Annotated in this window: 25 protein-coding genes; 9 read left to right on the top strand and 16 right to left on the bottom strand. The window is 69.7% G+C overall.

Translation table 11 applies throughout. The features are described 5' to 3' along the window. Positions 1–28: 28 nt before the first annotated feature. Positions 29–1180, bottom strand: a complete 1152-nt coding sequence (locus AVR91_RS41390) for a DUF1015 family protein (protein WP_083737949.1) — start codon at positions 1178–1180, stop codon at positions 29–31. 111 nt (positions 1181–1291) lie between these two features. Between AVR91_RS41390 and AVR91_RS41385 the strand changes: the two genes are divergently transcribed. Further along, positions 1292–2812 carry an MDR family MFS transporter gene (locus AVR91_RS41385; RefSeq protein WP_063276847.1) on the top strand — a complete coding sequence of 507 codons (1521 nt, stop codon included), beginning with the start codon at positions 1292–1294 and terminating at the stop codon, positions 2810–2812. Between the two features lie 257 nt (positions 2813–3069). Here the strand turns inward: AVR91_RS41385 and AVR91_RS41380 are convergent, their stop codons facing one another. Continuing rightward, the gene (locus AVR91_RS41380; protein ID WP_083737947.1) at positions 3070–3960 is read right to left on the bottom strand and encodes a TIGR03854 family LLM class F420-dependent oxidoreductase; all 891 of its coding nucleotides are present in this window, start codon (positions 3958–3960) and stop codon (positions 3070–3072) included. Positions 3961–4098: 138 nt separating this feature from the next. On the opposite strand from AVR91_RS41380, the gene AVR91_RS41375 reads away from it, so the two are divergent. Beyond that, positions 4099–4845 carry a thioesterase II family protein gene (locus tag AVR91_RS41375; RefSeq protein ID WP_211282834.1) on the top strand — a complete coding sequence of 249 codons (747 nt, stop codon included), beginning with the start codon at positions 4099–4101 and terminating at the stop codon, positions 4843–4845. Here the strand turns inward: AVR91_RS41375 and AVR91_RS44170 are convergent. Then, positions 4835–5071 carry a response regulator transcription factor gene (locus AVR91_RS44170; RefSeq protein ID WP_228709486.1) on the bottom strand — a complete coding sequence of 79 codons (237 nt, stop codon included), beginning with the start codon at positions 5069–5071 and terminating at the stop codon, positions 4835–4837. The genes AVR91_RS41375 and AVR91_RS44170 overlap by 11 nt on opposite strands. Before the next feature lie 223 nt (positions 5072–5294). Between AVR91_RS44170 and AVR91_RS44165 the strand changes: the two genes are divergently transcribed. Beyond that, on the top strand, positions 5295–5717 hold the full coding sequence (locus AVR91_RS44165; RefSeq protein WP_228709485.1) for a hypothetical protein: 423 nt from the start codon (positions 5295–5297) through the stop codon (positions 5715–5717). Positions 5718–5943: 226 nt separating this feature from the next. Here the strand turns inward: AVR91_RS44165 and AVR91_RS44160 are convergent, their stop codons facing one another. The 4 genes from AVR91_RS44160 to AVR91_RS43250 all read right to left on the bottom strand — a co-directional run bounded on the left by AVR91_RS44160 (position 5944) and on the right by AVR91_RS43250 (position 7893). Next, a complete protein-coding gene (locus tag AVR91_RS44160; protein WP_063276844.1) occupies positions 5944–6768 on the bottom strand; it encodes an ATP-binding protein in 825 nt (274 codons plus the stop codon). Then, on the bottom strand, positions 6765–6866 hold the full coding sequence (locus AVR91_RS44380; RefSeq protein ID WP_267284153.1) for a hypothetical protein: 102 nt from the start codon (positions 6864–6866) through the stop codon (positions 6765–6767). The genes AVR91_RS44160 and AVR91_RS44380 overlap by 4 nt, the downstream gene beginning before the upstream one ends. A 69-nt stretch (positions 6867–6935) precedes the next feature. Further along, positions 6936–7580, bottom strand: coding sequence for a class I SAM-dependent methyltransferase (locus tag AVR91_RS41350; RefSeq protein ID WP_063276868.1), 645 nt, complete (start codon positions 7578–7580; stop codon positions 6936–6938). Positions 7581–7722: 142 nt separating this feature from the next. Further along, positions 7723–7893 carry a hypothetical protein gene (locus AVR91_RS43250; RefSeq protein ID WP_158077428.1) on the bottom strand — a complete coding sequence of 57 codons (171 nt, stop codon included), beginning with the start codon at positions 7891–7893 and terminating at the stop codon, positions 7723–7725. On the opposite strand from AVR91_RS43250, the gene AVR91_RS43245 reads away from it, so the two are divergent. After that, on the top strand, positions 7892–8062 hold the full coding sequence (locus AVR91_RS43245; protein WP_158077427.1) for a hypothetical protein: 171 nt from the start codon (positions 7892–7894) through the stop codon (positions 8060–8062). The two genes, AVR91_RS43250 and AVR91_RS43245, sit on opposite strands and share 2 nt — an antisense overlap. Here the strand turns inward: AVR91_RS43245 and AVR91_RS41345 are convergent, their stop codons facing one another. Together AVR91_RS41345 and AVR91_RS41340 are read right to left on the bottom strand one after the other, a co-directional pair. Continuing rightward, positions 8063–8494 (bottom strand): DUF6292 family protein, encoded by a 432-nt coding sequence (locus AVR91_RS41345; RefSeq protein ID WP_063276843.1) that lies wholly within the window; start codon positions 8492–8494, stop codon positions 8063–8065. Between the two features lie 100 nt (positions 8495–8594). Then, a complete protein-coding gene (locus tag AVR91_RS41340; RefSeq protein ID WP_063276867.1) occupies positions 8595–9038 on the bottom strand; it encodes a MarR family winged helix-turn-helix transcriptional regulator in 444 nt (147 codons plus the stop codon). A 104-nt stretch (positions 9039–9142) separates the two neighbouring features. Here AVR91_RS41340 and AVR91_RS41335 point away from each other — a divergent pair, with 104 nt between their 5' ends. Then, positions 9143–9541: a DUF5313 domain-containing protein gene (locus tag AVR91_RS41335; RefSeq protein ID WP_063276842.1), complete on the top strand. Its 399-nt coding sequence runs from the start codon at positions 9143–9145 to the stop codon at positions 9539–9541. A gap of 131 nt (positions 9542–9672) precedes the next feature. Here AVR91_RS41335 and AVR91_RS43470 read toward each other — a convergent pair whose 3' ends face one another. Beyond that, positions 9673–10611 (bottom strand): hypothetical protein, encoded by a 939-nt coding sequence (locus tag AVR91_RS43470; protein ID WP_063276841.1) that lies wholly within the window; start codon positions 10609–10611, stop codon positions 9673–9675. A gap of 217 nt (positions 10612–10828) precedes the next feature. On the opposite strand from AVR91_RS43470, the gene AVR91_RS41325 reads away from it, so the two are divergent. Continuing rightward, positions 10829–11785, top strand: coding sequence for an RluA family pseudouridine synthase (locus AVR91_RS41325; RefSeq protein WP_063276840.1), 957 nt, complete (start codon positions 10829–10831; stop codon positions 11783–11785). Between the two features lie 94 nt (positions 11786–11879). Here AVR91_RS41325 and AVR91_RS41320 read toward each other — a convergent pair whose 3' ends face one another. Next, complete coding sequence (locus AVR91_RS41320) at positions 11880–12485, bottom strand: LamG domain-containing protein (RefSeq protein WP_063276839.1); 606 nt, start codon at positions 12483–12485, stop codon at positions 11880–11882. Between the two features lie 30 nt (positions 12486–12515). Here AVR91_RS41320 and AVR91_RS41315 point away from each other — a divergent pair, with 30 nt between their 5' ends. After that, the gene (locus tag AVR91_RS41315; RefSeq protein WP_228708320.1) at positions 12516–13199 is read left to right on the top strand and encodes a hypothetical protein; all 684 of its coding nucleotides are present in this window, start codon (positions 12516–12518) and stop codon (positions 13197–13199) included. Here AVR91_RS41315 and AVR91_RS41310 read toward each other — a convergent pair. Next, positions 13171–13950 (bottom strand): alpha/beta fold hydrolase, encoded by a 780-nt coding sequence (locus AVR91_RS41310; RefSeq protein ID WP_228708321.1) that lies wholly within the window; start codon positions 13948–13950, stop codon positions 13171–13173. The genes AVR91_RS41315 and AVR91_RS41310 overlap by 29 nt on opposite strands. A 98-nt stretch (positions 13951–14048) precedes the next feature. Between AVR91_RS41310 and AVR91_RS41305 the strand changes: the two genes are divergently transcribed. Next, positions 14049–14675, top strand: coding sequence for an alpha-ketoglutarate-dependent dioxygenase AlkB (locus AVR91_RS41305; RefSeq protein ID WP_063276837.1), 627 nt, complete (start codon positions 14049–14051; stop codon positions 14673–14675). 3 nt (positions 14676–14678) lie between these two features. On the opposite strand, the gene AVR91_RS41300 is transcribed toward AVR91_RS41305, so the two are convergent. Further along, positions 14679–15953 carry a cytochrome P450 gene (locus AVR91_RS41300; RefSeq protein WP_063276836.1) on the bottom strand — a complete coding sequence of 425 codons (1275 nt, stop codon included), beginning with the start codon at positions 15951–15953 and terminating at the stop codon, positions 14679–14681. Positions 15954–16209: 256 nt separating this feature from the next. On the opposite strand from AVR91_RS41300, the gene AVR91_RS41295 reads away from it, so the two are divergent. Next, on the top strand, positions 16210–19335 hold the full coding sequence (locus tag AVR91_RS41295; RefSeq protein WP_063276835.1) for an ATP-binding protein: 3126 nt from the start codon (positions 16210–16212) through the stop codon (positions 19333–19335). A gap of 25 nt (positions 19336–19360) precedes the next feature. On the opposite strand, the gene AVR91_RS41290 is transcribed toward AVR91_RS41295, so the two are convergent. The 3 genes from AVR91_RS41290 to AVR91_RS41280 form a co-directional block, all read right to left on the bottom strand. After that, a complete protein-coding gene (locus AVR91_RS41290) occupies positions 19361–20212 on the bottom strand; it encodes an ABC transporter permease (RefSeq protein ID WP_016333262.1) in 852 nt (283 codons plus the stop codon). A 169-nt stretch (positions 20213–20381) separates the two neighbouring features. Next, entirely contained in the window at positions 20382–21362 is a 981-nt protein-coding gene (locus AVR91_RS41285) for an ATP-binding cassette domain-containing protein (protein WP_063276834.1), read from the bottom strand. A gap of 23 nt (positions 21363–21385) precedes the next feature. Beyond that, complete coding sequence (locus AVR91_RS41280) at positions 21386–21937, bottom strand: NADPH-dependent FMN reductase (RefSeq protein WP_063276833.1); 552 nt, start codon at positions 21935–21937, stop codon at positions 21386–21388. Positions 21938–22006 lie beyond the last annotated feature (69 nt).

The following is a 22006-nucleotide window of genomic DNA, read 5'->3' as shown; positions in this document are numbered from 1 at the left end:
AAGCCGCGCCACCGACAAAAGCGCGACGTCAGAGCCCGGCCAGGAGGAGCCCGCTGCGTGGTTTCGGTGTGAAGTAGGTGGCCTTCCTCGGCATCCGCGCCCCGGCCGCGTGCACGGCGAGCACCTCCGCGTACGGGACCGGAGCCAGCAGCAGCACCGCGTCCGCGTCTTCGGGCACCGGCACGCCGGGCAGCAACGGGCGCACGTTCGGGCCTTCCGGATCGACGCCGAGTGCCCCGCGGAGCAGCTCCTGCTCGACCACCGCGTGGTCACCACCCGCCTTGCCGAGCGACACCCGGAATGCCGACGTCCCCACCACCACGGTCACCTCGCCCGCCTCGGACGGCGGCTCCGGCGGGCCGGGGTGGAAGTCGTATCCCGCCTCCGTCCAGCGCCGGACCAGGGTGTCCGCGTCGACACCGGTGCCGGCGAGCACCCGGTGGATGGGCCCGATCCGCAGCCCCGGCCCGCCGGTGACCAGCGCCAGCAGCGCGCCGCGCCCGGAGGCCGCGGCGGCCGCGACGCGGTGGTTGCCGTCCGCGACCAGAAGATCCAAGCCGTCCAGGGTCGCCAGGAGCCGGTCCTGGTCTTCACCGGGACCGGTGAGCCACAGTTCGTGTTTGCGGCCCGCGCCGTCCACTGTGGACAGGCTGGGCACCCGGCCGCGACAGGTTCGTTCGATCAGCGCGGTCAGCTCGCGGCCGCCGGTCGCGGGGACCAGCATCGCGGCGCTCGTCGCGACACCGAGCCCGGCGAGCATCGCGGCCCGTTCCGCGACGACGTCCGGATAGACGTCCTCGGTGTGCCGGACCCGGGTGACACCGTCGTCCCGGACGGCGGCGGGGTCGACGAGGCAGAGCACGCCCAGCGCGACCCCGTCCGGCCCGTCGATGCGATACGGCGCGACCACCGAGGACACCGGGCGATAGTGCCGCTCCCGGATCCGCTCGAACGTCGCCCTGGCCTGCGGCAACGCGGCCTCGATCGACAGCCCGCCCGCCAGCGCGGCCGGGGTTCGGGCCGGATGCTGCACCGCCAGCAGGCTGTCACCGCGGGCCCCGGCGAGGGCTGCGGCCACGCGGTCCGGGTCGGCGAACTCGTCGACGTCGGGTCCCGGGACGGTGTCGCGGACTACCCAGCCGCGGTCGATCGGGCGGATCCAGGTGCTCATCCGATCCATTTTGCGGGATGGCTCACGGAAAAAATCGGTCCCATGACCGGGTGTCTCCATGGAATGCTTACCCATGCGAAGTAGTTGACGTCGTTCATGAGCCTGAGGAGACCGTCACAGATGACCACCCCGGCCCCGGTCACCGCGAAGGAAGGGGTCGGTTTCCGGTCCGCACGCGGCCCCGTCCTGATCGCCGTGATGCTGTGTTCCGGCCTGATCGCGCTGGACTCGACCATCATCGCCACGGCGGTGCCCTCGGTGGTCGCCGATCTGGGCGGGTTCTCGCAGTTCCCGTGGCTGTTCTCGATCTATCTGCTGACCCAGGCGGTCACCGTCCCGCTGTACGGCAAGTTCGCCGACGTCCTCGGCAGGCGCCCGGTGATGTTCTTCGGGATCGCGGCGTTCCTCCTGGGCTCGGTGCTGTGCGGCGCGGCCTGGAGCATGCCGGTGCTGATCGCCGCCCGCGCGGTGCAGGGCATCGGCGCGGGCGCCATCCAGCCGATCGCGCTGACCATGGTCGGCGACATGTACACCGTCGAGGAACGCGCGAGGGTGCAGGGCTATCTCGCCAGCGTGTGGGCCATCTCGTCGGTGGTCGGGCCGACACTGGGCGGGGTGTTCGCCGAGTATCTCGACTGGCGCTGGATCTTCTTCATCAACCTGCCGCTCGGCGCGCTGGCGGCGTGGATGCTGTTCCGGAACTTCAGCGAACGCGTCGAACGCCGCTCGCACCGCATCGACTACCTCGGCGCCACGCTGCTCACCCTCGGCTGCTCGCTGCTGATCCTCGGTCTCCTGGAGGGCGGCGTCGCCTGGGGCTGGGCGTCCGCGCCGAGCCTGGGCATCTTCACCGCCGCGGCGGTGCTGCTGGTGGCGTTCGTGTTCGTGGAACGCAAGGCCGAAGAGCCGGTGCTGCCGCTGTGGATCTTCACGAAACGGACGCTGATCGGCGGCAACCTGGTCGCCGTCGTGGTCGGCATGCTGCTGATGGGCCTGACGTCGTATTTGCCGACCTTTTCGCAGGGTGTGCTCGGCACCGGCGCGCTCGTCGCCGGATTCGCGCTGGCCGCGCTGACCGTCGGCTGGCCGATCTCGGCGTCGCTGGCGGGCCGGATCTACATGCGGATCGGGTTCCGGGACACCGCGCTGATCGGCAGCGGGGCGGTCATCGCGGGCGCCGCGCTCACGGTGTTCCTGGCCGCGGGGTCGTCGATCTGGCTGGCGGCCGCGGCCGCGTTCGTCCTCGGGCTGGGACTGGGGCTGGCGTCGAGCCCGACGCTGATCGCCGTGCAGTCCACCATCGGCTGGGAACGCCGCGGCGTCGTCACCGCGACCAACATGTTCAGCCGCTCGCTGGGCAGCGCCGTCGGCGTGGCGATCTTCGGCGCGATCGCGAACGCGACCCTGGCGAACCGCTTCGCCAACCCGCCCGCCGGGGTCACCGGTCTGCCGTCCGGCGTCGACGCGACCAGTGTCGTCCTGGAGGGCAACGGCCCGGAAACCCCGACGACGACGTTCGTGCGGGGCGCCCTCGCGGACGCCACGCACCACGTCTTCCTGGCGATGCTGGTGGTCGCCGTGCTCAGCGTCGGCGCGCTGCTGCTGATGCCGCGGCGGACCGAAGAGCTGAAGTTCGACTGAGGCATCGGTCCGGTGGGGCATCCCACTGAGCGTCCCTCGACGATGTGGGATTTGGGACATTCAACGTCCCGATTTCCTACATCGTCAGCGCCTGGCACGCCGAGCAGACGACCCGAACCGGCCAGGTGATTCGACTGTGGAGGATTTGGGACACTCAACGTCCCAAATCCTCCACACTCGACCGTGCCTCAGCGAGCTTCCGCCTCCGCGGCCTCAGCGGCCGTCGCGAACGCCACTCACCGACCACGGTGACCCACTCAGTTCTGCAGCGGGACGGCGTGCTCGACGAAGTTCTCCACGAACCGCTCGATCGGCTCCGGCCCGGCCGGGTACAGCACGAACTTGCTCAGCCCGGCGTCGACGTGCTCGGCGATCAGGTCGCGGGCGGCGTTCCAGCCGTCCGCGATCAGCCGGGCCGGGTCCGCACCGGATCGCGACGCGACCGACGCAGCGAGCGCGTCCGGGATCCCGTCCTCCGCGACCAGGAGACTGATCCCGAAGTGGTCGGCCTCGATTTCCCGGCCCGCCTCGGTGGCGGCCTCCTGGATCGTCTCGCGGCCGGCCCGCGCTTCCTCCGGAGTGAGGAAACTGGCCAGCCACCCGTCCGCGAGCCTGCCGACCCGCCGCAGCGCGCCGGGTGCCTTCCCGCCGAGCCACAGGTCGAGCCGGTTGAGCGGGGTGAGGCCGAGGCCCTTGCCTTCGACGCGGAAGAACTCGCCCTCGAAGGTCACTTCCTCCTGTTCCAGCAAGGCCCTGATCAGGAGCAACGACTCGTCGAACACCGCGGCGCGGCGGCCTTGCGGCACCGGGAACAGGGGCAGTTCCGCGGCACGCGCGGGTTTCAGGCCGAAGACCGGGAGCACCCTTTTCGGCGCCAGCGCGGCGAGGGAGGCGAGCTGTTTGGCGACCAGCACCGGATCACGGCCCGGCAACACCATCACCCCGGTGCCGACCTTCAGTTTCGTGGTGCGGGCGAGCGCGTGCGTCAGCCCGACGACCGGATCGATCCTGGGCGAGTACACCGCCTCGGGCAGCCAGAGCGAATCGACGCCCGCCCGCTCCAGCAGATCGACCGCGGCACCGAACTCCCCCGGCGCCGTCCCGGTCCCCAGCCCCACGCCGATCCTGATCTTCAGGTCCTCCGCCACATCCGCTCCCATCCGCCGAGCACCGGTGTCCAGTGTTCCCAGCGTGAACAACCCCGCACAAGCATGGACTCATTCCGCGAATCCCCCGTACATTCCAGTGTCGTGCGGGTCGTTCCCGCACGGATTGGGGGATTTCCGATGGCAGGACGTGCTCTGAGCAGTTGGACACGCTGCTTCCATCCGGCGCCGTCGGCCGGCATGCGGCTGCTCGCCTTCCCGCACGCCGGCGGGTCCGCGAGCGCGTACCGCTCGTTTTCGGCCGCGCTCTCACCCACCGTCGAGGTGCACACCGCCCAGTACCCGGGACGGCAGGACCGGATGGGCGAGCCGGTCATCGACGACCTGCACGTCCTCGCCGAGCAGCTGGTGGACGTCGTCGCCGCGTTCCGGCGCCCCTTCGCCCTCTTCGGCCACAGCATGGGCGCCATCGCCGCGTTCGAGGTCGCGCGGCGGCTCGAAGCGCGCGGCATCGTGCCGACGGCGTTGTTCGTCTCGGCCCGCCGAGGTCCGGACGTGCAGAAGGAAAGGGCGCACCATCTCGCCGACGACGACACCTTCCTCAAGGAGGTCAGCCGTCTCGGTGGCACGGATCCCACGATCTTCGACGACCCGGACATCCGCGCGCTCGCGTTGCCCGCGCTGCGCGGTGACTACAAGGCCGTCGAGACCTATCGATACCGGCCCGGCCCCGACGTGAGCTGCCCGATCGTGGCGCTCGCGGGCGACGCGGACCCGGTCCTGGAGATACCGGACGCCGAAAACTGGGCCGAACACACCAGCGGCTCCTTCGAGCTGGAAGTGTTCCCAGGCGGGCACTTCTTCCTCGACGACAACTTGGACGCCGTCGTCGCGCGCATCCTGGGCAAGCTGACCGTCAGTCCTTGAGGCCTTCCCTGCTCGCCCACGCGACGACCTCGGTCCGGTTCGCCAGGCCCAGTTTCGCGAGGATGCTCCGGACGTGGCTTTCCACCGTACGTTCGGAAAGCACCGGTTTCTCGGCGATCCGGCGGTTGCTCAGCGCGTCGGCGAGCAGCAACCTCGTTTGGGCGACACCGGGCCGCGCGCCGATGCCTTCGTTGATCGCGATGGCCCGCTCGGACAGCCGCGCCACCTCGTCGTGGCGGCCCAGCAGGGCGTTGAGCCTGGCGGGGTGTTCCAGGCTCGTCTCGAAAGGCCTCGACCAGCGGTATGAGGTTGGGCAGCGCGCCGGTGGCGTGCAGCGCGAATTCCGGGCTCCGCACCAGCGGGACCAGCTGTTCGTAGCGGACCCTCGCCTCGTCGAGGTCGCCCGCGAGCAGGCTCAGCAACGGCCGCGAGACCAAGGTGACCGGCAGATGCGGCGCCCGGTCCAGCAGACCCGCGTAGTCCTCGGACAGCTCGCCGGGATCGCCCGTGAGAAGTACGAGCTGGATGCGAAACGCGTACGACATCCCTTTCGCGGAGAAGTCGTCCGCGAGTTCGGTGTCCGCCAGTTCCTCCGCCGCGAGATCGAGTTCGCGTGCCTCGGCCAGATCTCCGCGCAACGCCAGCACCGAACTGCGCAGCCGCAGGTCGTGCCAGCGCACCAGCGGAAGCCTCGTCAGCCGCGCCAGTGTGGTCACCGCGACGAGTTCGTCGTCGACGAGCGCCATCCGCCCGTCCGCCAAGGCCGCGTCGATCCGCCATTTGTGACCCCACAAGGAAACCAGCGGCTGCCGGCTGCGGGAGCCCAGTTCGGCCGCGAGCGCGCCGAGCCGCAGCCGTTCGGCCCTCGGTAGCTTGTCCGGAGCGACCTTCATCCCGGCGCGGACGGCGTCGACCAGCGCCTCCGGATCGCTTGATTCCTCGGCGAGCACGAAGGCTTCGTCGGCGAGCTTCTCCGCGTCGGCGAACCGGCCGTAGTCGGCTTCCACCGACGCACCGTGCGCCAGCAGGCGTGCCCGCGGATACCGGGCAGGAGATCCGGCGCCGCGACGTCTCGGACCACCAGCGCCGCACGGGCGATCAGCCCCGCGTCGGCGGCACGCCGGGCATGGTCGAGACTTCGCGCGAACCGGCCGGTCCGGTATTCGGCGACGGCGAGATCGAGCAGCAGCCCGGCACGGTCCACTTCGGACAGTCCGGCCTTGGCGCGGGCGTCGAGCGCCATCGCGAGGAAGCGCGCGGCTTCGTCGACGGCCAGTGCCCGGTTCGCTTCCGCGGCCCACTCGGCCGTCTTCTCCGGCGCGGTCGCCGAGCGCAACCAATGCCCGGCCACTGTTCCGGCGAGCGCGGGTTCACGCCGGGCGTGCCTTTCGAGCGCGGCCGTGCAACGTTTCCCGCGTCGACGTCCTCACCGAGCACCGCCGCGATGGCGAACAGCCGCCGCACCTCCGGCCCGAGGGCGGCCACCGCGCTCCGCACGAGGTGGCCGAGTTCCGCTCCTCCGGCCGAACGCGCGATCGCGCCGAGATAGAGCGGGTTCCCGCCGGAGCGGCGATAGGCCTCACGTACTTCGTCTTCGGCCAGCCCGGTGAGCAGCGCCCGCGCATCGGACTCGGCCAGCGGCGGCAGCGAGATGCTCCGCGCGCCCGGACGGCGCAGGAGATCCGGCAGGGCCGCGTCGAGTGCGGGAGTGTGCCCGGTGTCCCGGTGCGTCGCGACCACGGCCAGCTTCGAGCGCCGCAACTCCCCCGCCAGATGCCGCAACAGCCGCAACGACGCCTCGTCGGCCCAGTGCAGGTCTTCGACGACGACAACCAGCCCCGCCGGTTCCGCCGCGGCCACCAGCCTGAACCGCGCCGCCTGGACGTCGCCAGCCCCCTCGGTCTCGGCGAAAGCGGTCTTCACGGCCGAATCGACCGACGGCAGCGCCTCGACGACGCGGCGGCCGTCGCCTCCTCGACCAGCCGGGTCTTGCCGATCCCGGGCGGCCCCGAGACGAGCACCAGCCCGCCGGATCCCGCGGCGGCGTCGGCGAGCCTGCCGCCCGATCCATAACGCGATGGATGCAGTCGTCAGGAACGGCTACGTGCGAAAAAGATCGCTTGCGGAAATTGCTCGTCCGGGTCGAGCAGCCACTGGGCCTCGACCTCGAATCCGGCCTCACGCAGCCAGGATGCGACCCTTTCCGGCCGACGGCGGTGGACATGGAGCTTCATCGGATGGCCGCCGTAACCCTCGGTCTTCAACTCCGACCCGTCGCCTACGTGAAACAGGAGTTGCAGTGGTCCGCCCGGACGCAACGCTCGGTGGAAATGCGCGAAGACTGTCGGCACATCGCCGTCGGGGATGTGGATCAACGACTGCCAGGCAAGCAGGCCGGCCACCGAAGCGGCCGGGAGGTCCAAGTCTGTCATCGAGCCCACCTCGAACCGCAGACCGGGGTGCTCGTGCCGGGCCACGTCGATCATCCCTGGGGAAAGGTCGATGCCGAAGGCGTCGACATCGAGCCCGTGCAGGTAGGCGGTGACTTCTCCGGGGCCGCAGCCGACGTCCGCTACTGGCCCGCCTCCACCGGCCCTCACACAGTCGGCGAACACCTCCAGAGCCGCGCGAAGGTACTGGTGACCGGCGAGGGCACCACGGACTTGGTTGGCATAGCTGACTGCGACCGTGTCGTACGAGGTCCGGTTGTCGGCCAACCAGTCGTCCGTGTTCATGACCGGAACGATATGCCTGATCGCGATCTCATCGGCAGCCGACTCGATCTGTTCGTCGATGGGCAGGCACCTGAGCACCATGGTTGTTGTCCCCCAGAAATTTTGTACGGCAGGCGGGCGTGCGGTGGTGGCAACGGGCAGCTCATCGCTCGTGGATTTGATGCCTCCTGACACCGGGGTGCTCAACGGTGGCGGCGTAGCGGTAGGCGCCGACGACCGAGAGACCGAACAGGTCGCAGATGAGGCGGACGTTGCCGTTGCCGGCGTGAGCTTCTTCGAGGATGCGGTCCTGGCGGATGGCTTGGGCGTTCATGCACCTCACGGTGACCGCGGCCGGGCCGGCGGACAACGGCGACGGCACCTGGCGGGTGCTCGCCGGGGCCGTCTTCGACCGGCGGGCGATCGGGCTCCGCGCGCCGAGGTTCCTGATCGGCAGGGAGATCACGATCGCGCTCGACGTGGTGCTCGCCCCGCCGGGCTGATCAGGCCCAGGCGGCTAGCTCCTTGGCGAGCGAGGACGGTCCGGCGGCGGTGCGCAACGCCGGCGGGCCGGGCCAGCAGTCCTGGTGGTCGCCGGTCCGCAGGGTCTCGGCGAACCTGGCGACCAGGCGCGGATGCGACGCCACCGTGCGGCCGCCGAGATAGGCGACGACGACGTGGTGGTCGTCGTCCGAATGCGTCGCCACCGCGGCCGACCAGCCGTGCTCCTCGTGCCACATCAGGTCGACGTCGCGCTCGGGGAAACCGGGGAGGCGCCAGTTCAGCCTCAGCTGGGCGGTGACCGGACCGGTGAGGTCGACCGTGCCCGAATCCCGCGGTATCCCCAGTGCCGCGGCCACGTCCTCCAGGTAGGCGTTCAGCCTGGTCATGAGCTCCAGACCTGCTTCCGTGGGCGCGGGGGTCGAGGTGGTCACGGTCCCTCATCTTCCTGTCACTGTGTGCTGGCGTGACGGGAATTACCCACCCCGGAGCGGCTTCACACCCCCATTTCGTCACACCCCGGTTTCGGTTCGTTCAAGCCGTGGCTTCGATGACCCGGGTGAGCGCCTTGTGCAGGGCCTCCAGCTCGGAGACCTCCATTCCGAGCTTCTCCACGACGCGATACGGGATCTTCTCCGCCTCCGCGCGCAACGCGCGACCGGATTCCGTCAGCTCGACCGTGAGCAGCCGCTCGTCCTCGGCGCTGCGCCGCCGGGTGACGTAACCGATCGTCTCCAGTCGCTTGAGCAGCGGTGACAAAGTCGCGGGTTCGGCGCGCAGGGCGACGCTCAGCTCCTTGACCGCCTGCGGGCCCCGCTCCCACAGCGCCAGCATGACCAGGTACTGCGGATGGGTGAGCCCGTGGGGTTCCAGTAGCGGCCGGTAGATGGCGATGACGCTGCGCGACGCGACCGACAGCGCGAAACACACCTGACGCTCCAGCGCGAGCGGATCCTCGCCCAGATCGATCGACTTCATCTCCGGCCCCTCCGAGTTCATACCGTCGATCCTAGCGGTGACGCTAATGTTTAGCGTACTAATGATTAGTGTACTGTGCGGGCACCGAAGGAAGGAGTCGCCCGATGCCCCGCAAACGCCCGGACGTGTTCCGCTGGCTGTGGTACTCACTCGGCGGCAGGCTGCCCGAGCGCTACCACGACTGGATCCTCCACGACGCGACCACCGGGAGCTGGCGCTGGCGGCACGTCGCCCGCAGCACGGTGATGATCGCCCCGCTGTGCGCGGTGTGGCTGCTCCTGCCCGGCCCGCTCACCCTGCGGCTGGCGATCGTGCTGATGGCCGCGCTCGTGGCGTACTTCTACTCGATGGCCTACATGGAGGAGAGCATCGAGCACCGGCTCGCCAAGAACGGCTTCCCGCCGGGTATCGGGCGCCGGACCCGCGCGGAGGCAGCCGCGGTCGCGGAAGCCGAGGTGACCGAGCGGTACCTCGCGCGGTACCGGGACCAGCCGAACTCCTGACGCTCTCCGGCTCTCCGGCTCTCCGGCTCTCCGACCCGCCGGTCGCCCGGGTGCCCATCCGGACGTTGCGAAAGCCACTTTCGCAACGTTGAAGGTTGCGAAAGTGGCTTTCGCAACGCCGGAGTAGGCGGTCAGGCGGCCTGCTTACGGGCGATGGCGGCTCGATGAGCCGCGACGAGTTCCGCGGCGACACGCTCCGGCTCGGTTCGCAAGCGGCTGGGCAAGGTCTGCAGGACCATGATGCCGGCGGCCGCGTACCTGGCATTTCTCGCCACCGTCGCGGCGTACTGCTGCTTGCCGAAGTGGAACTCATACGAATCGATCTCCCAGGCCAGACCGGCCGACACGAAGTAGCCGTCCGCGGTGGCGATGTATTCGCCGTTCTCGTCCCGCAACTCGTGATTCCACAAGGGTTCCGGCAAGCCGGTCGTCCGCCATACCTTCATCGCGTCGACCTCCGCCGCAGACCGTGCCCCGTCGGCGATCCGATGCAATGCCTCACGCGGGATCGCCGTGCCACGGCTGCTCCCGGCGTCGAGTTCGGCGAACAGTTCCGCGAGGCTCACACCTCGTTGTACCGCCTCGGCAAGCAGAGCGGACACTTCTCGCCTCGAGCCGAGCCGACGACACACGTCGAGGACCGCCCTGTTCAACGGCGCCAGCGGCACTCCGTCGATCGTGATCGACCGCGGTAGCCGGGTCGTCCGTTCGATGATCACGTGCCCGGAACTGCCGACCTTGTGCTCGAGCGGCACGAGCAGGTGGACGCCGAAGGGCTGGTCCGGCAAACCCCGCAGCCCCTGCCGCCGGCATGCGACGGCTCCGGTCAACACGGCGTCCGGCCCCGCGTACAGGAGCGCGGCATCGACCAACTGCCGCCGCGTCGGCGTCCCGGAACTCAACAGGACGACACCCGGTAGCAGCCGCTGCCATGGTTTCCCGGGGCGGCACCGTCGATAGCAGGTCATGGACGGAACGCCGAGTTCCCCGAGCCGGGCAACGGTGACCACGCCGCCACGGCTGTGTTGATAGAGCCCTTCGGGGTCACGGGCCCAGTCTCCGGTCTTCACCCCATGATCGTCGGGCCGGGATCGATCGCGCACCAGCACCTTTTCGCCGGCCTGTGGACAACTCGCCACACCAGCCCCACTGTGGATAACTCCTGGGAGTTGCGAAAGCCACTTTCGCAACCTTCAACGTCGCGAAAGTGGCTTTCGCAACGCGCGAGCACCCGCGGGGCACCACGGCAGCCGTCCCCGACCAGGGGCGCGGCTAGAGTGCGCGGTGATGAGACGCAAGCTCCGCCCGCCGCTCCCGCCCCGTCACGGGCTCGATCCCGCGAGGCTCAAGATGCCCGCCGAGGGGCCGTGGACGACGTTGCGCGAGCACCTCGTCGAGCGGCTCCCCCGCGTCGCACCCGAACGGATCGAGGAGATGCTCCGCGAGGAGCGCATCGTCGGGCTGGACGGGCCGCTGGGCGTCGATTCGCCGTTCGTGCCGGACTCGTTCATCTGGTTCCATCGCGACCTGCCCGACGAGGTCGACGTGCCGTTCGAGGTTTCGGTCCTGCACCGCGACGAGCATTTCCTCATCGCCGACAAACCGCATTTCCTCGCGACGATCCCACGCGGACGGCACATCCTGCAGACCGCGCTGGTCCGACTGCGCCGCGACCTCGATCTCCCGCGGCTCACGCCAGCGCACCGGCTCGACCGGGTCACCGCGGGGCTCATCCTGTTCGTGATCACCCCCGAGGTCCGCGGCAAGTACCAGACGATGTTCCGAGATCGCTTGGTACACAAGGAATACGAGGCGGTCGCGCGCCACGATCCGGCGGTCACGATGCCTCGCGAGATCCGCAGCCGCATCGTCAAGGAACGCGGGGTCATCGCCGCGCAAGAGGTCGAAGGGCCGCCCAACGCCGAGACCCGCGTCGAGCTGATCGAGCACCGCGACGGTCTCGGCCGCTACCGCCTGATCCCCGCGACCGGCCGCACCCATCAGCTCAGGCTGCACATGAGCGGCCTCGGGCTGCCGATCCTCGGCGACGACTTCTACCCGGAGCTGACCGAAACCCCGCTCGACGACTTCACCGAACCCTTGCAGCTGCTGGCGAAAGTCCTCGAGTTCACCGATCCGGTCACCGGGGAACGCCGCCGGTTCGAGAGCGGGCGGACGCTCCAGGCATGGACTGACCTCGACGCGTGGCGCCGCGGCCCGAGCCTAGTGAGCGGCAAGGACTAAGGCGGATTCGGCTACGAGTGCGTGAAGGCCCCCTTCCCTCGGCTGAGCCGAGGGAAGGGGGCCTTCACGCACTTCAAGCGAACGACGCGGCGGCTCACTTCCGCCAGAACTTGATCCCGCTCCAGGTCACCTTGACCGGCCCGGCGCCACTGGCCGTCCGGTAGGCGCCGAACTTGTCGTAGTAGCTCCCGCCGCTGCTGCTCACGGTCTGCTTCAGCGAACCGTTGATGTACACCTTGTGCGTGCTCCCGACCTGGTGCACGGTGTTGACCCGCACCGACGTCCCGACGGTCGCGCCGCTCCCCAGGGTGTCCCCGCCGTGCACGGCGTAGAGCCGCCCGCCGCGTTCGACCGCGAGCATGAAGTACGGTCCGGCGGTCGGCGCGTCGCGGAAGGTCTGCTTCAGGCTGATCCGGCTGCCCGCCATGCTGGTGATCCGGAACGAACCCTCGAACTGCCGGGTCCCGCCGGTGTAGGTCACGTAGCGTCGTTCCGCCCGTTGGTCCCCGCTTCCGGTGGAGCAGGTCAGCTCGAAGTTCAGCCCGTCGACCTGGCCGCATCCGCGTTCCTGCACGTTGAACGACGGGTTCTCCGCCGTCCACGGCCCCGTTCCGACCTGGGCGTTCGCCGGTATCGCCGACGCGATCAGGCCGAGGACGGCCGTCGCGACCACCCCGGCGGTCCGAAGTCGTCTCCGCATCCTGCCTCCTGCACACTCAGGGCGGCGGTGATGGTCCAGACCAGGACCAGGCTGCGACTGTACGAGCACGAACCGTCGTCGGACAAGACGTTGACGCCCCGGCGTCCCGCTGATTGGGTAACGACGGTGATCCTCTCCTTGACGGTCCTCGAAGGACTGGCGGCCGGGACGATCGACCTGGCCTTCCGGCGCTGGTCGAAACAGAACGTCCGCCCCGGCGACGTCATGCGCCTGGAGGCCGGGGTGATCGAGGTCGTCTCGGTCGAGATCGTCGACCCGGACGGCATCACCGAGGCCGAGGCACGCCGCTCGGGCGCGGAGTCCGCGAACGCCGTCCGCGCGACACTCCGCGGCCCCGCGGACGCCCCGGTGTACCGGATCCGGCTGCGCTACGTCGGTCCCGATCCCCGGCAAGCGCTCAGCGCGGACGCCAAACTGTCCGAAAAGGACGCCGAAGCCATCGGCAAACGCTTGTCCAAGTTGGACAGACGCCGCCCGTGGACGCACGAAACCTTGCGGCTCATCGCCGAAAATCCCGGCCGCCGCGCGCAGGACCTCGCCGACCTCCTCGGCCGCGAGAAGGAACCGTTGAAGGTCGACATCCGCAAGTTGAAGAACCTGGGCCTGACGCACAGCCTCGAAGTCGGCTACCGGATCTCCCCGCGCGGCGAGGCCTACCTGCGCCTCATCGAGGATCCCGGTAGAACGCGCTGAGTTCCGGCACGAGCCGCTCCGGTGCGACGCTGTGGAACTCCCCGTCCAGCTCGACCTGCCGTGCCCCCGGGACCGTCTTCGCCGCGGCGAGAGCGGCGGCCTTCAGCCAGTCGGTGCTGCCGTTGCTGTTCACCACGAGCACGGGTGTCGCGATCGACGCCAACTCGCCCGGCACCTTGGAATCCCTCATCACGAAGGCGTCGTAGACGAGCGTGGGCGCGAACGAGCGCAGCTCCGCCCACATCGGCGTCGCCTTGGCCGCGGCGACGGCCTCCGCCGGCGTGCCGACCGCGGACATCGTGAACAGCGCGACGGCGTCGTCCCAGCGGTCCGCCGCGACCAGCTCGCGCATCTCGTCGGCGTACCCCTCGGGGACTTCTTCCGTCTCGCCGCGATAAGGCGGCTCGAAGACGGACAGCCGCTCCATCGGCACGCCCGCCGCGGCCGCCAGGAGCGCCAGCGCGCCGCCGGAGGAGATGCCGTGCACGATCACCGGCTCACCGAGCGCGGCGACGACCGCGGCCAGGTCCTCGATCTCACGCTCGGCCGAGTACGGCGCGGTGTCGCCGCTGTCGCCCCGGCCCCGGCGGTCGTAGGTCACCACGGAGAACTCTGCCGTCAGCTCCGCGACCAGCGGTTCGTCGCCGTGCCGATCGTTGCCCGCGCCCGCGACGACGACCAGCGCCGGGCCCTCGCCGCGCCGTTCGAACGCGATCGGCGTTCCGTCCGCGGACGTCACTGTGTGGATCATGCCGACCATCGTGCCCGACCGCACCGACAGAAGCAGGTCATTTACCCACTCGAACACCCGTTCGACAAACGATCGGAACCGGGGTAGGTTCGGATGCCATGACCCCCGCCCTTCAAGCCTCGCTGTTCGACGAGTGCGCGGTGCTCGGGCTCGGCTCGCTGGATGGGCTCCGGCGCACCGAGCTGACCCGCGGCGCCTGGATCGACGTGCTGCCCGGCTGGCTCACCGGCGCCGACGAGCTGTTCACCCGGCTCGCCGAAGACGTGCCGTGGCACGCCGAACGACGGCAGATGTACGACCGTGTCGTCGCCGTTCCCCGGCTGCTGAGCTACTACCGCGAAGGCATGCCGCTCCCCCACCCGATCCTCACGGAGGCACGGGAGGCACTTTCGGCGCACTACGCGCAAGAGCTCGGCGAGCCGTTCGTGACCTCCGGTCTGTGCTTCTACCGGGACGGTCGCGACAGTGTCGCCTGGCACGGCGACGACACCGGCCGCTCCCGCACCGAGGACACCATGGTCGCGATCGTCTCGGTCGGTGCCGCCCGGCAGCTGGCGCTGCGCCCGCGTGGCGGAGGCGAGACGGTCCGCCACGCCCTCGGCCACGGTGACCTGATCGTCATGGGCGGCAGCTGCCAGCGCACCTGGGAACACGCCGTCCCCAAGACGGCCAAACCGGTCGGGCCGAGGATCAGCATCCAGTTCCGCCCGAGAGGAGTCGCCTGAGGATCAGTCCAGCAGCACGGGCAGCGCGTCGACGCCGTAGACGATGGAAACCTTCCGGAAGCCGACCTCTTCCGGTTCGACCGCCAGCCGCATCTCCGGGAACCGGCGGACCAGCGCGGGATACGCCGTGCGCAGTTCCATCCTGGCCAGTTCGGCACCGATGCAGCGGTGGATGCCCCAGCCGAAGGCGAGATGCGACGTCGGCTCACGGGTCGCGTCGAACTTCTCCATGTCCTCGCCGAGGACGCCGTCGCGGTTCGCGACGCTGAGCGACACCAACACGATGTCGCCCTTCGCGATCCGGACGCCGGCGATCTCCATGTCCTCCTTGGCGAACCGGGGGAAGGCCATCTGCACCACGGTCAGGTACCGCAGGAGTTCCTCGACGAACTTGTGGACGGCCTCGTCGTCACCGCGGACGGTCTCGAACAGCTCGCGATCCTTGAGCAGCACGAGCGCGCCGAGCGCGAGCATGCTCGCCGTGGTCTCCAGTCCACCGGTGAGCACGCCGTCGGCGAGGCCCGCCAGCTCGCGGTCGTCGATCTCGTCGCCGTGCTCCTTGATGAGCATGCCGAGCAGGCCGTCGCCCGGCTGCTCGCGCTGCTTCTTGACGATCTCGTCCAGATAGGACAGTGACTCGGTCATCGCGCCGAGTGACGCCCCCGCGCCGCCGAAGAGGTCGAACCGCGCGGTGCTCAGCCGCTGGAAGTCGTCGCGATCCTCGTACGGGACGCCCAGCAGTTCACAGATCGTCAGCGACGGGATCGGCAGCGCGAAGGCCTCCCACAGATCGACGGGGCCGTCCGCCTTCTCCATCGCGTCGAGCTGCTCGGCGACGATCTCGTCGATCCGCGGCGTCAGGCGCGAGAGCCGCCGCATGGTGAATTCCGGCGTGAGCAGCCGCCGCAGCCGGGTGTGCACCGGCGGATCGGCGAACCCGAGCCCGCCCGGGTTCTGGTCCTCGGTCACGCCGGCGTTCCCGACCAGGTTCGTGAAGTCGCTGCTGAACTCGCCGACCTTGCCAAGCACGGCCTTGGCCTCGTCGTAGCCGGTGACCAGCCAGCCGTTCATCCCGAACGGCAGGTCGAGCTTGCTGATCGGCTCCGCCGCGCGGATCCGGCCCAGCTCGGCCACCGGGTCGAGACCGTCGCGCTTGAGCGGCAGCAGCGCGTTGTCCGGGATGATCGACATCTTGGACAGGTCGAAACCGTTCTTCTGCTGACGCGCGAGGTAACGGCGGCCGATCCAAGCCAGCACGCGCGAGCGAATGCTCCCCATACTTTGCACCCTACTCCAGCCCGCGATCACGTGACCTGGCACAACAGGCCGCCGCCGCCCGTCAGGGCAGGAATTTCGACGGCTGTTCACCCGCCGTCCCACTCGATTACTCACGTCCAGAAAGTCGGTTCTTCCCCGTCAAAGGTTCCCGGAGACCGGGAGACGTCGGTCACCCTCGGTCACCGCGGACCGGGGGTAACGCCTGACAGCGGGCGCGCGTCGTGAGATTGTCGGACCCTACTGGGAGGATTCGGACATGTCAGCCGCGCTCATCGGACGTGACCATCCCGCGGGAGTGCTCCGCGCGGAGATCGCCCGCGCCACCGAAAGCCACGGCGGGCTGGTGCTGGTCACCGGAGAGGCCGGAATCGGCAAGACCACGCTCGTCACCGGCGCCGCCGAGGAAGCGAAACGGCTCGGCGCCCTCGTGCTCAACGGATCCTGCTGGGACTCGGCGAGCTCTCCGGGCTACTGGCCGTGGACGCAGGTGGTCCGCGGGCTGCGGCGCGCGGTCGGCGAGCGCTGCTGGGCCGCGATGGCCGACAGCGCGTTGGACGTCCTGCTCGGCGAGGCGCGCGGCGACGGCGCGGCGGACGGGTTCCGGTTGTACGACGCGGTGACGAGTGTGCTGGTGGCCGCTTCACAGGACCAGCCGGTCGTCGTGGTGCTCGACGACCTGCACTGGGCCGATGCCGCGTCGCTGCGGCTGCTGGAGTTCGCCGCCCAGCACACCTGGTTCGAACGGCTGCTGCTGATCGGCACGTACCGGGATGTCGAGGTCGAAGCGACCGACCATCCGCTTCGCTCACTCATGCTGCCGTTGCTCGCGAAGGCCACTTCGGTCACTCTCACCGGCCTCGAACCGGACGAGGTCGGCACGCTCATGGCCAGGACGGCGGGCGCGGAGCCCGACGAGGCACTGGTCGCCGAGGTCCACCGCCGCACCGGCGGGAATCCGTTCTTCGTCGAGCAGACGGCGCGGCTGTGGCACAGCGGCGGTTCCGCCGAGACCATCGCCCCCGGCGTGGCCGACGCCCTGCAGAGGCGGCTTTCCCTGCTCCCCCAGCCGGTCCTCGCTCTGCTGACCACCGCGTCCGTGCTCGGCAGGGAGTTCCACCGCCGTCTGCTCGCGGGGGTGGCGTCGGCACCCGTGCCCCAGGTGGACCGGCTGCTCGACCAGGCCGTCGCGGCGCGGCTGGTCGTGGTACACGGGCAGGGCCGGTTCGCTTTCGCCCACGACCTCGTCCGCGAGACGCTGTACGCGAGCCTGTCCGAACCGGACCGCCGCAAGCACCACGCCGCGGTCGTCGCGGCCGCCCGCGAGACGCCGTCGTCGCCGGACCGGCTCTTCCCCGCGGACATGGCCCGGCACGCGCTGCTCGCGGGCCGGGAACTCGATCCGGACGAGGCCGTCGACCTGCTGCTCGCCGCCGCGATCGACGCGACCGGCCGGATGGCGATCGAGGAGACGACCACGCACTACCGGCGGGCGATGGAGATCGTCGAAGACCGGCGGCGGCAGGCGGTCATCGCGCTCGAACTGGGCGCGCACCTGACCCGCCACCAGGAAACGGAGGAGGGCAGGCAGGTCCTCGACGACGTCGCGGTGCTCATCCGTGAACTCGACGACGACGATCTCCTCGCCCGGCTCGCGTTGACCCTGGTCCGCGCCGATCACAAAGGCCTGCGGGTCGACGAGACGGCCAAGGTGCTCACCGAAGCGCACGGACGGCTGTGCGTCCGCGAGCCCGGCCGGGACGTCACCGTCGAGGAGATGACTCAGGAACTGACCGCGCACATCATGATCACCGCCCGCGACGATCAGGACGATTCCGCCCTGTTGTTCGGTCTGTGGGCCCGGCACGACGCGATCTGGGGGCCGGGCAGCGCCGCGGAACGCGAGCGGCTCACCGACGAACTGGTCCTCGTCGGCCGCCGCACCTCGAACCCGGAATTGGAGCACTACGCGGCGTCGTTCAAGTGGGTGGCGCTGCTCGAACAGGGCGATCCCCGGTATTTCGAGCAATACCAGGAGTTCCTGGCCCTGGCGGCTACCGGGAGGGCGCCGAGTTCGCAGCTGGCGTCCCGGATCGACCAGAGCATCATCGCCACGCTCCAGGGCCGGTTCTCCGAAGCCGAGGCGTTCATCCAGCAGGTGGTGTCGTGCCACGCAGGAGACGAGCATCCCCATTTCGGTGACCTGAGCCAGTTGCAGCAGTGGGCCCGGTGGTGCCTGGAGGGACGGTTCGACGAGCTCGCCGGGTTGCACCGCGAAATCTCCCGCGGCGGGTACGCCTACGGCCGGATGATGGAGGCGATCACCGCGGCCCAGCGCGAAGACGTCGGGGAGGCCCTCCGGCTCACCGATCTCGCCGCCGACGCGAAACCGTACCCGCGTGACCTGGAAGCGTTGTGGTTGCGCTGTCAAGCGCATACGGCGGCGGTCTCACGCGATCCCGAACGCTGTGAAGCGGCCCGCGCGCTCCTCGCTCCGTCCAGCGGGGAGTGGCTGGTTTCCCTGTACGGCTGCGAAATCTCCGGCCCGGTCGACCTCTGGCTCGGCAGGCTCGATCTCGCGCAGGAACGGTGGAACGAAGCGGTGGACCGGCTGCGCGGTGCCGTGCTCTCCGCGGATCGTCTCCGGGCGACGGTCTGGGCGACCGAAGCCAAGTCCTGGCTGGGGATCGCCCTCCTCGGCCGTAACCTCGACGGCGACACGACGGCCGCGGTGACCCTGCTGTCCGAAGTGGACAGAGAAGCCACCGCGCTCGGTATGCGACAGGTCGTGGCCAGGGTGACGCGGGCGCGGGAGGGCGCGCGGACCCCGGCGGCGCCGACGGCCGAGTTCCGCCGCGACGAAGCCGTGTGGACCTTGCGCTTCGACGGCGTCACCGCCCACCTTCCGGACTCGAAAGGCCTGCGGGATCTGCATTTCCTGCTCGGCAGGCCGGGTTCGGAGGTGGCGGCCGTCCGCTTGCTCGATCCGAAGGGAGGCGAGGTGGTCGTCGCCGCGAAGAGTCTCGGCGGGGACGCCGTCCTCGACGACGAGGCGAAGGCCCGGTACCGCGCGCGGCTGGACGAACTCGACGAACTGATCGACACCGCGACCGGGCTGGGCCAGGACGCGCACGCCGCGGCGCTGGACCGGGAACGGGACGCCCTGCTGGCCGAACTGCGGTCCGCGGCCGGGCTCGGCGGCCGCACCCGGCGGCTCGGCGACGAGGCCGAACGCGCCCGCAAGACGGTGACCGCCCGCATCCGGGACACCCTGCGCAAACTCGACGAGCAGCATCCGGCACTGGCCGCGCATCTGCGCGCGTCGGTCACCACCGGTTCGTCGTGCCGTTACGCACCCGAGGAAAAAGTCCCCTGGCGGCTGTGAGCCGCCAGGGGACCTACCCCCGGTTTCACTTGCGGTTGTAGAGCCGCATCGTCAAGGTGCCGAAGATGGCGAGGATGACCGCGCCGGCGATCAGCACCCAGCTGATCTCGCCGCCGTTCCAGTTGCCGTCCATCATCGAGCGGACCGCCGCGACCACGTGGGTCACCGGGTTCACGTCGACGAAGGCCTGCAACCAGCCCGGCATCGTCTCCGGATTGACGTAGATGTTGCTGAGGAAGGTCAGCGGGAACAGCACCATCATGCTGACGCCCATCACCGACTTCTCGCTGCGCAGCAGCAGGCCGAACATCGTCCAGATCCACGAGAACGCGAACGAGAACGCCAGCAGCAGGAGGATCGCCGCGGCCACGCCCCCGACTCCACCGGCGGGGCGGAAGCCCATGATCAGCCCGACGCCGAGGATCACCAGCGAGGCGATGAGGTAGCGCAGCATGTCGCCGAGCAGGTAGCCGACCATCGCCGACGGCCGCCAGATCGGCAGCGTGCGGAACCGGTCGAAGACACCCTTTTCGATGTCGGTGTTGACCGAGATCCCGGTGTACATGGTGATCATCAGGATGCTGCTCGCCATGATGCCCGGCAGCAGGTACTGCAGGTACTGCGTCGGCGAATCGGACAGCGCGCCGCCGAACAGGTAGGTGAACATCAGCGTCATCATGATCGGGAACGCCGTGACGTCGAACAGCTGCTCGGGCACGTGCTTGATCTTCAGCATCGCGCGCCACCCGAAGGTGACCGATGTCGACAGCGCGCTGGGGCGCTGCGGGCGGTTCTTCGAAAGCAGGACGGCGGCGAGATCCTCCGCCTTCGGTGCCGCGAGAACCGGTTCGTTGTCTTTGACTGCCGTGGTGCTCAAGCTGTCCCCTCCTTTGTCTTGCGCGCGTCCGCGATCGGGTCGCCAGGGCGCACGTAGGAAATGAGCGTTCTGTCCGAGTGACCAGGCGCCCTGCCGCCCCGATAGCGGGGCATGGCCGGCGCGCGCTCTTCGGTCACCGAAGATTCGAATGGCGGCTTGAACTCCGTGCTCAAGCTGCACTCTCCTCGGGGGTGGCGGTGCGGTCGGTGAGGGCCAGGAAGACCTCGTCGAGGCTCGGCTGGCCGAGGGAGAACGTGTCGACGACGATGCCGGCGCGGGCGAGTTCGGACAGTGCGCGCGCGGCGTGCTCGGCGGCACCCTGCTCGGTGCTTTCGCCCGTGAGCCGTGCGGTGAGCGCGACCGGGTCCGGCTCCAGGAGCACCTGCGCCTCCAGGTGGCTGACGAGCAGCGCCTCGGCCGCGGGCCGCTGGTCCGCCTCGCGCAGGCGGACGTGGACGGCACCCGCCCCGACCGACGCCTTCAGCTGGCCCTTGGTGCCTTCGGCGATCACCTTGCCGCGGTCGATGACCGCGATCCGTGAAGCCAGCTGGTCGGCCTCGTCGAGGTACTGCGTGGTCAACAGGACGGTGGTGCCGTGCTTCACGATCGCGCGCACGATGTCCCAGACCTGGTTGCGGCTGCGGGGATCGAGACCGGTCGTCGGTTCGTCGAGGAAGAGCACGTCCGGGGTGTTGAGGATGCTCGCGGCGATGTCGATCCGCCGCCGCATCCCGCCGGAGTAGTTCTTCACCTGCCGTCCCGCGGCCTCGGTGAGACCGAACGCCGCCAGCAGCTCCGCCGCCCGTGCGCGGGCGGCCGGTTTGCGGTGCCCGGTCAGCCTGCCGATCAGCACCAGGTTCTCGGTGCCGGTCAGGTCTTCGTCGACCGAGGCGTACTGCCCGGTCAGGCTCACCATGGACCGGACCGCGTCGGCGTCGCGGACGACGTCCTTGCCGAAGATGCGCGCTTCACCGCCGTCGGGGCGGAGCAGGGTCGCGAGCATCTTCACCGCGGTGGTCTTGCCGGCGCCGTTCGGCCCTAGGACGCCGTACACGGTGCCGGCGGGGACCTTCAGGTCGATCCCGTCGACCGCCCGGTTCTCGCCGAACACCTTGACCAGCCCCGAGGCTTCGATGGCCAGTTCACTCATTTTCCGTTTCCTTTCAGAAGCTTTCAGCAGACGTAGGGACGGGCGGCGCGCGCGTCGCGCAGGGCGAGGCCCCACCAGGCGAGTGCGTCGAGCAAGGTGGTCACGGCCTGTACCTGCCCGTCGGAGTCGAGGGTGCCGTCGAGGAGGTTGAAGGCCACGGTGTCGCGCATGGTCACCGTGTGCAGCTCGGTGAAGATCGTGCGCAGCTGCTCCACGGCGTAGAGACCCTGGGAGCGGTAGCCGTAGGAGACGAAGCCGACCGGTTTCGCGCGCCACTCGTCGTAGGCGCAGTCGATCGCCTGCTTGAGCGACGCCGGGAAACTGCGGTTGTACTCGGGGGTGACGACGACGAACGCCTCCGCCTCGTCGACCAGCCGCGCGAACCGCTTCATGTCGGGCGTCGGATGCTCCGGCAGCCCGGCGGGCAGGTCGAAGTCGACCAGGTCGACCACGTCGATGACGAGGTCTTCCCGGTGTTCCGCCCGGCCGGTGAACCATTTGCCGACGGAGTCCCCCACCCGCCCTTCGCGGGTGCTGCCGACGATCACCGCGACCCGCAGCGGACTGACGTCCATGACCGACCTCCTCTCGCCTCACCCCTCAGGCGCGAGAAAGCCGCCGGACCTTCGCTAGATCGGATCTAG

This window comes from Amycolatopsis keratiniphila subsp. keratiniphila, from assembly GCF_001620365.2.
Lineage (GTDB): Bacteria > Actinomycetota > Actinomycetes > Mycobacteriales > Pseudonocardiaceae > Amycolatopsis > Amycolatopsis keratiniphila.
This window is presented reverse-complemented; position numbering and strand designations above follow the sequence as displayed.

What these genes read in the sequence shown, in the direction of transcription:
- AVR91_RS41300 (WP_063276836.1), bottom strand. Translation starts at nt 15,953, where the DNA reads ATGGGGAGCATTCGCTCGCGCGTGCTGGCTTGGATCGGCCGCCGTTAC.
- AVR91_RS41320 (WP_063276839.1), bottom strand. Translation starts at nt 12,485, where the DNA reads ATGCGGAGACGACTTCGGACCGCCGGGGTGGTCGCGACGGCCGTCCTC.
- AVR91_RS41350 (WP_063276868.1), bottom strand. Translation starts at nt 7,580, where the DNA reads ATGAACACGGACGACTGGTTGGCCGACAACCGGACCTCGTACGACACG.
- AVR91_RS41325 (WP_063276840.1), top strand. Translation starts at nt 10,829, where the DNA reads ATGAGACGCAAGCTCCGCCCGCCGCTCCCGCCCCGTCACGGGCTCGAT.
- AVR91_RS41390 (WP_083737949.1), bottom strand. Translation starts at nt 1,180, where the DNA reads ATGGATCGGATGAGCACCTGGATCCGCCCGATCGACCGCGGCTGGGTA.
- AVR91_RS44165 (WP_228709485.1), top strand. Translation starts at nt 5,295, where the DNA reads ATGCGGCGCCCGGTCCAGCAGACCCGCGTAGTCCTCGGACAGCTCGCC.
- AVR91_RS41315 (WP_228708320.1), top strand. Translation starts at nt 12,516, where the DNA reads ATGGTCCAGACCAGGACCAGGCTGCGACTGTACGAGCACGAACCGTCG.
- AVR91_RS43250 (WP_158077428.1), bottom strand. Translation starts at nt 7,893, where the DNA reads ATGAACGCCCAAGCCATCCGCCAGGACCGCATCCTCGAAGAAGCTCAC.
- AVR91_RS41340 (WP_063276867.1), bottom strand. Translation starts at nt 9,038, where the DNA reads ATGAAGTCGATCGATCTGGGCGAGGATCCGCTCGCGCTGGAGCGTCAG.
- AVR91_RS43245 (WP_158077427.1), top strand. Translation starts at nt 7,892, where the DNA reads ATGCACCTCACGGTGACCGCGGCCGGGCCGGCGGACAACGGCGACGGC.
- AVR91_RS41385 (WP_063276847.1), top strand. Translation starts at nt 1,292, where the DNA reads ATGACCACCCCGGCCCCGGTCACCGCGAAGGAAGGGGTCGGTTTCCGG.
- AVR91_RS41285 (WP_063276834.1), bottom strand. Translation starts at nt 21,362, where the DNA reads ATGAGTGAACTGGCCATCGAAGCCTCGGGGCTGGTCAAGGTGTTCGGC.
- AVR91_RS41335 (WP_063276842.1), top strand. Translation starts at nt 9,143, where the DNA reads ATGCCCCGCAAACGCCCGGACGTGTTCCGCTGGCTGTGGTACTCACTC.
- AVR91_RS41375 (WP_211282834.1), top strand. Translation starts at nt 4,099, where the DNA reads ATGGCAGGACGTGCTCTGAGCAGTTGGACACGCTGCTTCCATCCGGCG.
- AVR91_RS41280 (WP_063276833.1), bottom strand. Translation starts at nt 21,937, where the DNA reads ATGGACGTCAGTCCGCTGCGGGTCGCGGTGATCGTCGGCAGCACCCGC.
- AVR91_RS41305 (WP_063276837.1), top strand. Translation starts at nt 14,049, where the DNA reads ATGACCCCCGCCCTTCAAGCCTCGCTGTTCGACGAGTGCGCGGTGCTC.
- AVR91_RS41310 (WP_228708321.1), bottom strand. Translation starts at nt 13,950, where the DNA reads ATGATCCACACAGTGACGTCCGCGGACGGAACGCCGATCGCGTTCGAA.
- AVR91_RS41295 (WP_063276835.1), top strand. Translation starts at nt 16,210, where the DNA reads ATGTCAGCCGCGCTCATCGGACGTGACCATCCCGCGGGAGTGCTCCGC.